General features: G+C 71.5%; 13 protein-coding genes. 5 read left to right on the top strand and 8 right to left on the bottom strand.

Annotated elements, in window-relative coordinates; genetic code table 11:
* Positions 1-6: 6 nt before the first annotated feature.
* The 6 genes from AC5677_RS14495 to AC5677_RS14470 all read right to left on the bottom strand — a co-directional run bounded on the left by AC5677_RS14495 (position 7) and on the right by AC5677_RS14470 (position 4,956).
* Positions 7-435, bottom strand: coding sequence for a hypothetical protein (locus AC5677_RS14495; protein ID WP_497195456.1), 429 nt, complete (start codon positions 433-435; stop codon positions 7-9).
* 120 nt (positions 436-555) lie between these two features.
* Complete coding sequence (locus AC5677_RS14490; protein WP_497195455.1) at positions 556-1,596, bottom strand: glycine betaine ABC transporter substrate-binding protein; 1,041 nt, start codon at positions 1,594-1,596, stop codon at positions 556-558.
* A complete protein-coding gene (locus AC5677_RS14485) occupies positions 1,596-2,393 on the bottom strand; it encodes an ABC transporter permease (RefSeq protein WP_497196620.1) in 798 nt (265 codons plus the stop codon). Before AC5677_RS14485 ends, AC5677_RS14490 begins: the two co-directional genes overlap by 1 nt.
* Positions 2,394-2,488: 95 nt before the next feature.
* Positions 2,489-3,790 (bottom strand): betaine/proline/choline family ABC transporter ATP-binding protein, encoded by a 1,302-nt coding sequence (locus AC5677_RS14480; protein WP_497195454.1) that lies wholly within the window; start codon positions 3,788-3,790, stop codon positions 2,489-2,491.
* Between the two features lie 34 nt (positions 3,791-3,824).
* Positions 3,825-4,472, bottom strand: coding sequence for an ABC transporter permease (locus AC5677_RS14475; RefSeq protein WP_400061840.1), 648 nt, complete (start codon positions 4,470-4,472; stop codon positions 3,825-3,827).
* Between the two features lie 16 nt (positions 4,473-4,488).
* Complete coding sequence (locus AC5677_RS14470; RefSeq protein ID WP_497195453.1) at positions 4,489-4,956, bottom strand: Lrp/AsnC family transcriptional regulator; 468 nt, start codon at positions 4,954-4,956, stop codon at positions 4,489-4,491.
* Positions 4,957-5,085: 129 nt separating this feature from the next.
* On the opposite strand from AC5677_RS14470, the gene hppD reads away from it, so the two are divergent.
* Positions 5,086-6,240 (top strand): 4-hydroxyphenylpyruvate dioxygenase, encoded by a 1,155-nt coding sequence (gene hppD, locus AC5677_RS14465; protein WP_497195452.1) that lies wholly within the window; start codon positions 5,086-5,088, stop codon positions 6,238-6,240.
* 68 nt (positions 6,241-6,308) lie between these two features.
* On the opposite strand, the gene surE is transcribed toward hppD, so the two are convergent.
* On the bottom strand, positions 6,309-7,292 hold the full coding sequence (gene surE / locus AC5677_RS14460) for a 5'/3'-nucleotidase SurE (RefSeq protein WP_497195451.1): 984 nt from the start codon (positions 7,290-7,292) through the stop codon (positions 6,309-6,311).
* Between the two features lie 252 nt (positions 7,293-7,544).
* Here surE and AC5677_RS14455 point away from each other — a divergent pair, with 252 nt between their 5' ends.
* From AC5677_RS14455 to AC5677_RS14445, 3 genes are all read left to right on the top strand, one after another.
* Positions 7,545-8,918 (top strand): FAD-binding oxidoreductase, encoded by a 1,374-nt coding sequence (locus tag AC5677_RS14455; protein WP_497195450.1) that lies wholly within the window; start codon positions 7,545-7,547, stop codon positions 8,916-8,918.
* A 68-nt stretch (positions 8,919-8,986) separates the two neighbouring features.
* Positions 8,987-9,292, top strand: a complete 306-nt coding sequence (locus tag AC5677_RS14450; RefSeq protein ID WP_497195449.1) for a hypothetical protein — start codon at positions 8,987-8,989, stop codon at positions 9,290-9,292.
* A gap of 73 nt (positions 9,293-9,365) precedes the next feature.
* Positions 9,366-10,817, top strand: a complete 1,452-nt coding sequence (locus tag AC5677_RS14445) for a dihydrolipoyl dehydrogenase family protein (RefSeq protein WP_497195448.1) — start codon at positions 9,366-9,368, stop codon at positions 10,815-10,817.
* 95 nt (positions 10,818-10,912) lie between these two features.
* On the opposite strand, the gene AC5677_RS14440 is transcribed toward AC5677_RS14445, so the two are convergent.
* Positions 10,913-11,389 (bottom strand): SsgA family sporulation/cell division regulator, encoded by a 477-nt coding sequence (locus AC5677_RS14440; protein WP_497195447.1) that lies wholly within the window; start codon positions 11,387-11,389, stop codon positions 10,913-10,915.
* A 244-nt stretch (positions 11,390-11,633) separates the two neighbouring features.
* Here AC5677_RS14440 and AC5677_RS14435 point away from each other — a divergent pair, with 244 nt between their 5' ends.
* Positions 11,634-13,271 carry an RDD family protein gene (locus AC5677_RS14435; protein ID WP_497195446.1) on the top strand — a complete coding sequence of 546 codons (1,638 nt, stop codon included), beginning with the start codon at positions 11,634-11,636 and terminating at the stop codon, positions 13,269-13,271.
* Positions 13,272-13,297 lie beyond the last annotated feature (26 nt).

Genomic DNA, 13,297 nt, shown 5'->3' with positions numbered 1-13,297 from the left:
CGCCGCTCAGAGAACCGCGGTGGCTTCCTCGCTGGCGCTGAAGGCCCCGTTGTTGTCGAAGTAGAAGACGGTGACCTTCACCTTGTCGCCCTTCACGAAGCCCTTGTCGACCGGGTTCAGCTTCAGCTGCACCTTGCGGCTGTCGTAATCGCAGGTGAGCGTGCCGGCCTTGAGGGCTCCCGTGGCGTTGCGCTGCTGGGGAGCCGACGTGGTGACCTTGGAGGCGTAGCCGACCATCTGCAGGTCGACGCCCGTGTCGCAGGAGTACGTGAGGTTCAGCTGCAGGCCCGGCTTGGCGAGCGAGACCTTGTCGATGGCCAGCAGATTGGCCTTGGCCGAGGCCGTGGGTGCGGCGGCCAGGGTGCCGGCGACGGCCAGCGCGGCGACGGTGGCGGCACCGGCGAGGCGGCGCCGGACTATCCGGGATGCCTTCATGGAGTTTTCCTTCCCCCTGTGTGGTCACTGCTGCGGTCTTTGCTGTGGCGATGCCACAGATGTTCGTTTTGAGCAGCATGAACCATACGTGATCTTGGGGGTGCCCGGACTCTTTTGGTGTTATCCGCCGCCTTCCTTGATGAACCCCTCCCTGATCAGCCAGTCCTTGGCGACCTCGTGCGGATCCTCGCCGTCCACATCCACCTTGCGGTTGAGCTCCTGGGCGACGCGGTTGTTCAGCGCCTTGGTGACCGGCGCCAACAGCCGGGCGATCTGGGGGTACTTCTTCATCGTTCCGGCGTTCATCTCGGGTGCCGCGTTGTAGTTCGGGAAGAAGTGCTTGTCGTCCGCGAGGACCTTCAGGCCCATCGCCCCGATCCGTCCGTCGGTGGTGAAGACCTCGCCGAAGATGCAGGACGTGCCCTGTGCGGTCTCGGTGTAGACGACGCCGCCGGTCATCTTGCGGATGTTGCCGGAGGGGATGTTCATGCCGTAGGTCTTCGCCATACCGGGCAGCCCGTCGTTGCGGGTGGCGAATTCGTTCTCGACGCACAGCCGGACCGCGCCGGGGTCCTTCTTCAGCAGCGCCGCGACGTCCGAGAGGTTCTTGACCGGGTACTTCTTGAGGTTGGCGGCGTTCAGCGCCAGCGCGTAGGTGTTGTTGAGGCTGGACTGCGGCAGCCACACGATGCCGTTCTGGCGGTCCGCGTCGCGCACCGCCACCCACTGCCGGTGGATGTCGGGGATCGGTTTGGTGTGGCCGAGGTGGGTGATCCAGCCCGTGCCGGTGTATTCGTACATGCCGTCCGCGGTGCCGGTGCGTACGGCCTCGCGGGCGCCGATGGTGCCCTGGATGTTGGTCTTGTCGATGACGGTGGCGCCGGCCGCCTTGAAAACCAGGCCCATGATCTGGCCGAGGATGATGTTCTCGGTGAACTCCTTGGACGTCACGGTGAGGGTGGCGCCCTTGAGCGGCAGGCCCCGGCCGACCGTGCCGGGCTTGACGTCGTCGGTCATCGGGCTGCCGCTGACCAGCCCGCAGCCGCTCAGCGCGGCCGCGCAGAGCAGCAGACCGGCCAGCGCGACGGCGGCCGTACGGGCGCGCGGGCCGGGGGCACCGCCCAGCGGTGGCTGGGGGAGGGTCGTTCGGCGCAGCGCCATCAGTTCGTCCCCTCCAGGCCGCGCGGCCGCAGCAGCAGTTCGGCCAGCGAGGCCAGCCATTCGACGAGCAGCGCCAGCGCCACGGTCAGCACCGAGCCCAGGATCAGTACGGGCATCCGCTGGGTGATGATGCCCGCCGAGATCAGGTCGCCCAGGCCGCCGCCACCGCCGAAGGTGGCCAGCGTCGCGGTGCCGACGTTCAGGACGAGCGCGGTGCGCACACCCGCCAGGATCAGCGGTACGGCCAGGGGGAGTTCGACCTTGGTCAGGACGCCGGTGGGGGACATGCCGATGCCGCGGGCCGCCTCCGTCAGCGTCGGGTCGATACCGCGCAGCCCGGTGATGGTGTTGGCCAGCACCGGCAGCACGGCGTAGATCACCATGCCGACGATGGCGGAGCGCGCGCCGATGCCGAGCCAGATGACCAGCAGGATCAGCAGACCCAGCGCGGGAATGGCCTGGCCGAGGTTGGCGAAGGCCATCGCGAGGGGGGCGAGCCGGCGCAGTTTGGCGCGGGTCAGCGCGATGCCCAGCGGGATGGCGATGATCAGTACGAAGAAGGTGGAGATGACGGTCAGCTGGATGTGCTGGCGCAGCGCCAGCCACACCTTGCCGTTGTCCACCGCCTGGTGGGCGATGGAGTCCAGCCGGGCGCCGCGGAACCACAGCCAGGTGGTGAGCAGCGCGGCCACCAGGAACACCGGCATGAAGGTCCACTTCTGCCAGCTGATCCGGCGGGCTCCGGTGGCCGGGGCCCGTACGGGGGCCTCCCCGGTGGCCGTCTCCCGCTCCTGCATGTCGGTGTCGTCGAGGTGGGCGAGCCCGTCCACGTCGTGCCGGCCCGGCGGCCGCTCGGGTCCGCCGCCCGGCGAGCCGGCGCTGCCGCGGGAGGTCATGCCTTGACCCCCGAGGCGCCGTCCGCACCGCCGTCCAGGCCTTCCTGGGCCAGCTGCGTCTCGTGGTGGCGGCGTTCCTGGAGTTCGTGCTGGTGCTCCAGGGCCTCCAGCCGGTCCGCCTCCAGCAGTTCATGGACGTTGTTCATCAGCGTCTCCATGTCGACCACGCCGGTGTACTCCCCGCGCCGCCCGGTGACCGCGACCCGCCCGGCGTTGTCGGTGAGCACCGCCTCCAGGGCGTCGCGCAGCGTGGCGTCCCGGGTGACGGTGTCGGTGACCAGCGTCCCGGCCCGCGCCAGCGACTGCTTGGCGCGGGCGAGGTCGCCGCGGCGCAGCCATTTGTACGGGCGGCGGCTGCGGTCGAGCAGCAGCAGTTCGTTGGTGGAGCCGTTGCGCAGCAGGTCGAAGATGTCCTGGAGGGGGTCGTCGACGGAGGCGGTCGGGAAGTCGACCACGCCCACGTCCCGGACGCGGGTGAGATTGAGGCGCTTGAGTGCGGCGCCGGCGCCGACGAAACCGGAGACGAAATCGTCCGCGGGGTTGGTGAGGATCGCTTCGGGGGTGTCGAACTGCGCGATGTGCGAGCGCTCGCGCAGCACCGCGATGCGGTCGCCGAGCTTGATGGCCTCGTCGAAGTCGTGGGTGACGAAGCAGATGGTCTTGTGGAGCTCGTGCTGGAGCCGGATCAGCTCGTCCTGGAGGTGGTCGCGGGTGATCGGGTCGACCGCGCCGAACGGCTCGTCCATCAGCAGGACCGGCGGATCGGCGGCGAGCGCGCGGGCCACGCCGACGCGCTGCTGCTGGCCGCCGGAGAGCTGGCGGGGGTAGCGGCCGTGGAATTCGCCGGGGTCCAGGCCGACCAGGTCGAGCATCTCCTCGACCCGGGCGTCGACCTTGCTTCTGGACCAGCCGATCATCTTCGGTACGAGGGCGATGTTCTGGGCCACCGTCATGTGCGGGAAGAGGCCGGAGGCCTGGATGGCGTAGCCGACCTTGCGGCGCAGTTTGACCGGGTCGATGTCGGTGACGTCCTCGTCGCCGATCCGGATCCGTCCGGACGTCGGCTCGATCAGCCGGTTGATCATCTTCAGGGTGGTGGACTTGCCGCATCCGGAGGGCCCGACGAAGACCACGATCTCGCCGGCCTTGATCTCCATGTCGACGTTGTCGACCGCGGGGCCGGGGGTGCCCGGATAGATCTTCGTCAGGCTCTCCAGCTGGATGCGGGCGCCGGTGGTGGTCGCCTCCGCGGTGTTCTTCGCGCTGGGCCGGCCCCTCTCCCGACCACCACCCCTCAACGAGCCGCTTCGCGGCGTCTCATTCCCGGACGGTTCAGGCACGGATCCCCCTGGAAATGGTCAGACGTCCGAGCAGGACGTATGCGGCGTCGAAGAGGAGGGCGAGGATGACGATCCCGACGGTGCCGGCGAGCACCTGGTTGAGGGAGTTGGCGCTGCCCAGTGAGGCGATGCCGCGGAAGATCTCGTTGCCCAGGCCGGGGCCGGAGGCGAAGGCGGCGATGGCGGCGATGCCCATCAGCATCTGGGTGGCGACCCGGATGCCGGTCAGGATCGGCGGCCAGGCCAGCGGCAGTTCGACGCGGACGAGCCGGGCGAGGCGCGACATCCCGATCCCCTTGGCCGCGTCCACCAGCGCCGGATCCACCCCGCGCAGCCCGACGATGGCGTTGCGGACCACCGGCAGCAGGCCGTACAGGGTCAGCGCGATCACCGTCGGGGGGACGCCGAGGCCGACGACGGGGATCAGCAGACCGATCAGGGCGAGGGACGGGATCGTCAGGATGGTGGCGGTCGATGTGGTGGCGAGACTGCCCGCCCATTCGCTGCGGTACGTGACGACGCCGATGAACACTCCCAGCAGGGTGGCGAGCACCATGCACTGGAAGACCGCGCTGGCGTGCTGATACGTATCCGTCAGCAGCTGGGCGTGCCGGGTGCCGACATACTCCCAGAAGCTCACTCGGCGCTCTCCTCGGTCAGTCCCCCGATGCTTGCTTCACCAGGGGGATGATGCGCAACGGAACCGGGTTTTCCATAACAATTGCCGTCGAAGCCCGCACAATGCCATCAAAACCCACAACGAGGTCGATCACACGCTGCAGATCCGCGTTCGAACGCGCAACGAGCCTGCAGAGCATGTCCCCATGTCCCGTCGTTGTATGCAGCTCCAGCACCTCGGGAACGGTCGCCAAATGGGCGCGGATGGCGCTTCCTTGCCCTTGTTTGATCTCCAGCGTGGCGAATGCGGTCACCGGATAGCCCAGCGCGGCCGGGTCCACATCCGGACCGAAGCCCCTGATCACTCCATTCGACTGAAGCCGGTCCAGGCGCGCCTGCACCGTCCCGCGCGCCACCCCCAGCCGCCGCGACGCCTCCAGGACCCCGATCCGCGGTTCGAGCGCCAGCAGCTCCAGCAGCGCCCCGTCCAAATGATCGATCGCCATCGCCGGCTCCTCCGATTTCGATGGTCATCATGTACAGATAGCCCGGCAAAACCGCCCGGCCGCTATACGTAATGCCCAGTAGATACGGAAACTATTGCGCACCTTGTGGATCGGAGGGACTCTTCCGCCATGGCAGACACCACGATGCACACAAAGCCCACCATCCCCGCCGCGGCCCGAAAGGCGGACCCCTTCCCGGTCAAGGGGATGGACGCGGTCGTCTTCGCCGTGGGCAATGCCAAGCAGGCCGCCCACTACTACTCCACCGCCTTCGGCATGACCCGCGTCGCCTACAGCGGCCCGGAGAACGGCAGCCGCGAGACCGCCAGTTACGTCCTCGAATCCGGCGGCGCCCGCTTCGTGTTCACCTCTGTCATCAAGCCCGCCACCGACTGGGGCCGCTTCCTCGCCGACCATGTCGCCGCCCACGGCGACGGCGTCATCGACCTGGCCATCGAGGTCCCCGACGCCCGCGCCGCCTACGCCTACGCCGTCGAACACGGCGCCACCGGCCTCACGGAGCCCTACGAGGAGAAGGACGAGCACGGCACCGTCGTCCGCGCCGTCATCGCCACCTACGGCCAGACCCGCCACACCCTCGTCGAGCGCACCGGCTACGACGGCCCCTACCTGCCCGGCTTCGTCGCCGCCGAGCCGATCATCGACCCCGTGCCCCGCCGCTTCCAGGCCATCGACCACTGCGTCGGCAACGTCGAACTCGGCAAGATGGACGAGTGGGTCGCCTTCTACAACAACGTCATGGGCTTCACCAACATGAAGGAGTTCGTCGGCGACGACATCGCCACCGAATACTCCGCCCTGATGTCGAAGGTCGTCGCCGACGGCACCCGCAAGGTGAAGTTCCCGCTCAACGAGCCTGCCATCGCCAAGAAGAAGTCGCAGATCGACGAGTACCTGGAGTTCTACGGCGGCCCCGGCGTCCAGCACATCGCCCTGGCCACCAACGACATCGTCGCCACCGTACGGGCCATGCGCGCGGCCGGCGTCCAGTTCCTCGACACCCCCGACTCCTACTACGACACCCTCGGCGACTGGGCCGGCGAGACCCGCGTCCCCGTCGAGACGCTGCGCGAACTGAAGATCCTGGTCGACCGCGACGAGGACGGCTACCTGCTCCAGATCTTCACCAAGCCGGTCCAGGACCGCCCGACCGTCTTCTTCGAGATGATCGAACGGCACGGCTCCATGGGCTTCGGCAAGGGCAACTTCAAGGCCCTCTTCGAAGCCATCGAGCGCGAGCAGGAGCGCCGCGGAAACCTCTGAGGCACCCCAAGGCCGTGGGGGCCGTCGGCGGCCCCCACGGCCCCAACGACGGCCCCCGACGGGCCCCGCTACGGCGTCAGCCCGTACAGCCGCGCGGCCGTCCGCCGCGCCTCCTCCCGCGACGGCCCGCGCTCGCGCCCCGCGAAACCGTGCGCGCCCCAGTCGCCGGTCAGCAGCGAGACCGCCACCTCGTTACGGGCCAGCGCCGCGGTGTCCGCATCCGGCACGCTCTCCGGCGCCTGCGGGTCCAGGCCCAGCCGCACCTTGTAGCAGGTCGGGCAACTCGCCGGGTCCGGGTCGTAGTTGGCCGTGACGGTGCGCGCCCGGCCCATATTGGTGAACGCCACCTTGCCGCCCGGATGCGCCGGATAGTTGATGTTCAGCGCGGTGCCCTCCGGCAGCAGCGGCCCGCCCCGCGCCGTCGCCGCCAGCCGCTCGACCGTCCGCACCGTGAACGCCGCCGCCTGCGCCACGGACGGGAACGGATTCCGCGGATCGCTCAGGTCGTAGCCCGCGCTCACCGCGATGGCCGGCACCTCCGCGTCGGCGGCCGCCAGCGTCGCCCCCACCGTCCCCGAATGCCCCGCCGTCGGACCCGCGTTGGGCCCCGCATTGACCCCGGAGACCACCAGGTCCGGCGGCCGGTCCGTGAAGACGCGCTGCAACCCGAACGCCACCGTATCGCCCGGCGAACCGCTCACCGCCCACACATCCGGCGCGGTCCGCTCGGCGCGCAGCGTCGCCCCCGGCGAGAACGTCATGCCGGTCCCGCGCCCCGACATGTCCTCCGCCGGCGCCACCACCACCGCACGATGCCCCGCCTTGACCAGCGCGGCCCGCAGCGCCTCCAGATACGGATGCCGGTAGCCGTCGTCATTGCTGATCAGAATGGTGAGCGACCGCCCCGCCGTGCCGCGCCCGCCGTCCGCCGCGGGCTGCCCCAGCGCCGTCGGGCCGCCGCCCGCGACCAGCAACCCCGCCGCGAGCACCGCACCGCACAGCCCCGCCCGCCTCCTTCCGCTCCCCGACGTCCGCGAGGGACCTGAGCGCATACGCATGGGCCGCCTTTCCCGTGCTTCCTCGTACGGATCGCCGACGTCCTCATACGGACCGCCGACCTCCGCGTACGGACCGCCGACCTCCGCGTACGGACCGCTGACCTCCGCATACGGACCACCGGCCCGCGTTCACCGGCTGCGGAGGCGCGCACCGTAGCCGCCCCGCCCGCACAAGGGAAGAGACGCGCCGCCACCGCCACCCGGCGTGATCTTCCGCCCGGCGCCCGCGGATGCGACGCTGGCCGTATGGACCTCAAGGACCTCACCGCGCGACTGCGCGCCGGCCTCCCCGCGGACGCCGTGCTCACCGACCCCGATGTCACCGGCTCCTACGCCCACGACATGGCGAGCTTCTGCGAAGCCGGCACGCCCGCCGTCGTCGTCCTGCCGCGCACCGTGGAACAGGTCCAGCACGTCATGCGCACCGCCACCGCGCTGCGCGTCCCCGTCGTCCCCCAGGGAGCCCGTACGGGCCTGTCGGGCGCCGCCAACGCCTCCGACGGCTGCATCGTGCTCTCCCTGGTCAAGATGGACCGCATCCTCGAGATCAACCCGGTCGACCGGATAGCGGTGGTCGAGCCCGGCGTCGTCAACGCCACCCTCTCCCGCGCCGTCAACGAACACGGCCTCTACTACCCGCCGGACCCCTCCAGTTGGGAGGAATGCTCCATCGGCGGCAACATCGGCACCGCCTCCGGCGGCCTGTGCTGCGTCAAATACGGGGTCACCGCCGAATACGTCCTCGGCCTCGACGTCGTCCTCGCCGACGGACGGCTGCTGACCTGCGGCCGCCGCACCGCCAAGGGCGTCGCCGGCTACGACCTCACCCGCCTCTTCGTCGGCTCCGAGGGCAGCCTCGGCATCGTCGTACGCGCCGTCCTCGCCCTCAAGCCCGAACCGCCCCAACAGCTCGCACTGGCCGCCGAGTTCCCCTCCGTCGCCGCCGCCTGCGAGGCCGTCTGCGAGATCATGGCCCGCGGCCACGCCCCCTCCCTGCTGGAGCTCATGGACCGTACGAGCATCCGCGCGGTCAACGCCATGGCCCGGATGGGCCTCCCGGACACCACCGAAGCGCTCCTGCTGGCCGCCTTCGACACCCCCGAGCCCGCCGCCGACCTCGCCGCCGTCGGCGCCCTGTGCACGGCCGCCGGCGCCACCGACGTCGTCCCGGCCCAGACCGCCGCCGAATCCGACCTGCTGCTGCAGGCCCGGCGCCTGACCCTCACCGCACTGGAACGGGTCAAATCCGCCACCATGATCGACGACGTCTGCGTACCGCGCTCCCGGCTCGCGGAAATGCTCGACGGCACCGCCGCCATCGCCGCGAAATACGACCTCACCATCGGCGTCTGTGCCCACGCCGGCGACGGCAACACCCACCCCACCGTCTGCTTCGACGCCGCCGACCCCGACGAATCCCGCCGCGCCCGCGAATCGTTCGACGAGATCATGGCCCTCGGCCTCCAACTGGGCGGCACCATCACCGGCGAACACGGCGTGGGCCTCCTGAAGAAGGACTGGCTGGCCCGCGAACTGGGCCCGGTCGGCCTGGAGTTGCAGCGCGGCATCAAGGACGTCTTCGACCCCCTGGGCATCCTCAACCCGGGCAAGCTGTTCTGAGGGCGCGTCCGATGCGGTCCGGGCCGCCCCGGCGATCATGACCCGCCCGCCGCCGTAGACTTTCCTGCATGGAAACTCTGATTCCCGGGATAGCCCTCGCCGTCATCGCCATCACCAGCACCGTCGGCATGGCCACCTCCCGCAACGACCGCCGCGTCAAGGCCATGGACCGCAGGCTCCAGCTGCTGGAGCGGAAGGTGGACCTCCTGCTGGCGCACCACGGCGTCGAGGGGCCGCCCGAGGACCCCGCCTTCCAGGAGATCGACGCGCTGCTGGCACAGGGCAAGACCATCCAGGCGATCAAGGTGCACCGCGAAGCGACCGGCTCCGGGCTCGCCGAGGCCAAGGAAGCGGTCGAACGCCGGATGCGCTGACGGCTCCCGGGGCCGAGGATGTCCCCAAGGGCCCGCCGGGCCACCCCGCCCACGCAGGGAGAGCGACGAGCCGATGGCAGCCACCGAAGCCCCCCGGGCGTCCGAAGCCGCAGCTGACACGTACGACGTCCTGGTGCTGGGTGCCGGGCCCACCGGCGAGAACCTCGCCGACCGCGCCCACGCCGCCGGACTGAGCGTGGCGATCATGGAGAGCGAACTGGTCGGCGGTGAATGCTCCTACTGGGCCTGCATGCCCAGCAAGGCCCTGCTGCGCCCGGTCACCGCCCGCTCCGAGGCGAGCCGCGTCCCCGGCCTCGCGGACGCCGCGGCCGGCCCCCTCCACGCACCCGACGTCCTCGCCCACCGCAACGCCATCGCCGCGCACTGGAAGGACGACGGGCAGGTCCGCTGGCTCGACTCGGTCGGCATCGACCTCGTACGGGGGCACGCCCGGCTGGCCGGGCCCCGCCGGGTGTCCGTCGACGGCAGGATCCTCACCGCCCGGCACGCGGTCGCGGTGTGCACCGGCAGCCGCGCCGTCGTCCCGGACATCCCCGGCCTGGCCGAAGCCAAGCCCTGGACCAGCCGCGACGCCACCAGCGCACAGAGCGTCCCGGGCCGCCTCGTGGTCGTCGGCGGCGGCGTCGTCGGCGTCGAAATGGCCACCGCCTGGCGCGCCCTGGGCGCCTCGGTGACCCTCCTCGTCCGCGGCGACGGACTGCTGCCCCGCATGGAGCCGTTCGCCGGACACCTCGTCGCCGAATCCCTCGCCGAGGCCGGAGTGTTCCTGCGCACCGGCGTCGAGGTGCGCGAGGTCCGCCGCGAGGCACCGGGCGGCCCGGTCACCATCGTCCTGGACGCCGACGACGAGATCATCGCCGACGAGCTGCTGATCGCCACCGGCCGCGGCCCGCGCACCGACGACCTGGGCCTGGAGACCGTCGGCCTCGTACCCGGCTCCTGGCTGCAGGTCGACGAGACCTGCCGGGTGACCGACGTACCGGGCGACTGGCTCTACGCCGCCGGCGACGTCAACCGCCGCGCCCTCCTGACCCATCAGGGCAAATACCAGGCCCGCATCGCGGGCGCCGCCCTCGCCGCCCGTGCCCGCCAGGTCCCCCTCCTCGACAACGGCCCCTGGGGCGCCCACGCCGCCACCGCCGACACCGCCGCCGTCCCCCAGGTCGTCTTCAGCGACCCCGAAGCCGCGTCCGTCGGCCTGACCGCCGTCGCGGCCGAACGCGCCGGCCACCGCATCCGCGTCGTCGACCACGACCTCGGCGCGGTCGCCGGCGCCTCCCTGTACGCCGACGGCTACCGCGGCCGCGCCCGCATGATCGTCGACCTGGACCGCGAGGTCCTGCTCGGCGTCACCTTCGTCGGCCCCGGCGTCGGCGAACTCCTGCACTCGGCGACGATCGCGGTCGCCGCCGAGGTCCCCATCGAGCGGCTCTGGCACGCGGTGCCCGCATACCCGACCATCAGCGAGGTGTGGCTGCGGCTGCTGGAGACGTACCGGGGTTGAGGGCCTGTCCGGTGGGTCGTGGCCGGGCCCGCCCCTGACCCACCGGACCGACCCCAGGGCCCGTCCTAAGGCCGCCACCGCCGCGCCCACCGGCCCTACGCCCCGGCCTCGGGAAACTCCTCCGGCGACCAGGAATCACCCGTCCGCCCCTCGTCCCGCGGCGCCATTGCCAGCAGCTCGCTCAGCCCTTTGTCGATGCCCAGATGCCCCTGCTCCGAGCCCGGAGGCACGACCCGCAGCGTGCGCTCCAGCCAGGCCGAGACCGCCGCGGCCGACGCCTCCAGCAGCGCGTCCCCGTCCGGGGAGGACAGCGCCATGCAGACCACGCTGCGCCCCGCGGCCTTCGTCGGCCACACCCGCACGTCCCCCTCGCCGCACGGCCGGAAGACGCCCTCGACCAGCAGCTCCCGGGCGAAGGTCCAGTGCACGGGGGCATCCGAACCGACGTGAAAGGTGACATGGACGGCGTACGGGTCATCCGTCCGGTACGTCAGCCTGGCCGGCACCGGAATACTGCGCTCCGGCGACAGCACCAGGCCCAGTTCGAGTTCTCGTTCCACCACGGTCTGCATCGCGTCCGCCTCTCTTCGCTTCCTGCTTCTGTACGGCACCCATGACGGGCCCGTACAAGGAGAGAGGCGCCACCCGCCGGACTCTTACACGACTTCGCACAACTTTTTTCCCGGGCCTCTTCCAGGTGTTCGTGGCCGGGCATCCGCACAGATGCAACCCGGGGTCTGATAGATGTGGACGCTGCGTTGCGGCAGACTGCACCCCAACACCCACCAGGCCGAGTACAGATACGGGACTTCGGACATGAGCGCCCCTACCTCAGGATCCGCCGGCGACAGCCCCACGCCAGGCTTCTACCCGGACCCGTCGATTCCCGGCTACATCCGGTACTGGAACGGTGCCGCATGGGTGCCGGGCACCAGCCGGCCCGCCCCGGCCGAGGGCGAGGCGATGCCCGCCCCACCGCCCGGCGCGGCCCCGGCACCCGCTCTTGAGGAGACCGGTCCGGTCTTCCTGGACGAGGACACCGGCGGCGCCCAGCTGCCCGCCGTGCGCCAGGGCGGCGAGGTCGGGGCGCAGCCCGCCGTCGCGAGCTGGGACGATCCGGCCCGGCTGCACGGCACCAGCCCGGAACCGGCCTCCGCCTGGCAGGCCGACGCCTCCCGGCAGGGCGGCTTCGGCGCCGAGAGCGACCACCGGGTCTCCTGGGGTTCGCCCGAGTCCGGCCAGGCACCCGCCGGTACGCCGTCCGGCGCGCCCTCCTGGGGCGCGGTGCCGGGGCAGCGCGAGGAGCAGACCGCCGCGGAGTCCGGCGATCCGGCCGGTACGCCGTCGTCCACCGGGCCCTCGCTCAGCAAGCCCGGGGTACCCGCCGACGGGACGGTCGCCATCCGCGCGGTCAAGCCGGGCCGTGACGCCGGGCGGGGGTCCGCCCCCGACCAGGGCACCACCGCGATCCGCGCCGTCAAGCCCAACCGCGGGGCCCCCGCCGACCACGGCACCACCGCGATCCGCGCGGTCCGTCCGGGCCCCGGCGGCACCGCCGAACCCGGCGGCTCCGACGCGCCCGCCAAGGGCAACCAGACGATGGCGTTCCGTCTGCCGCGGGGCGGCGCCGCCCCGCAGTCCGCCCAGCAGCCCGCGCCGCAGCAGGCCCCGCCCGGGAACGCCGCTCCGCAGTCCCTGCCGTCCGTCGGCGCCCCGCAGCAGGCCGCCCCGCAGCAGGCCGCCCCACAGCAGGGTCCGCCGCAGCACGGCGGCCCGGCCCAGCAGCCCCCCGGTATGCAGGGCTTCCCGGGCCGGGCCGGACAGCCCCCGCAGGCGTCCGCCCCGCCCGCCGGCTTCCCGGCGCAGGGCGGTGCCGCCCCCGGGGCCGACGGCGTCATCCCCTGGAAGCCGCCGTCCGCCGATGTCTTCTTCGCGGCCGCGCAGGCCGCCCAGGGCCATCCGGCCGGTCTCGGCCGGCGCCTCGCGGCCCGCCTGATCGACTCCGCGGTGCTCGGTGCGATCACGGCCGCGGTCGCCGTCCCGCAGTGGGGCACGGTCACGGACCACATCGACGCCAAGGTGGAGGCGGCCAAGCAGTCCGGCCGTCAGGTGACGGTCTATCTGCTCGACGGTACGACCACCCCGATCTTCGCCATCGTGCTGGCCGTCCTGCTGATCGGCGGCGGCCTCTACGAGGTCCTGCCGACCCTCAAGTGGGGCCGTACGCTCGGCAAGAAGCTGTGCGGGGTACGGGTGCTGGACATCGAGGGCCATGACACCCCGGCCCTCGGCGCGGCCCTCAAGCGCTGGTTCTGCTACAGCGTGCTGGGGGTCCTGGCCATCGGGATCGTCAACGTCGTGTGGTGCGTGTTCGACCAGCCGTGGCGGCAGTGCTGGCACGACAAGCTCGCGCGGACCTTCGTGGCCTCGGACGCGGCGAGCGCCTCGGACTGACGGAGCCTCACCTGAGGCGAACGCGG

The organism is Streptomyces sp. JLSY215 (genome assembly GCF_059682825.1).
Note: the sequence above shows the minus strand (reverse complement) of the source record. Positions and strands in the feature narration are given on the sequence as shown.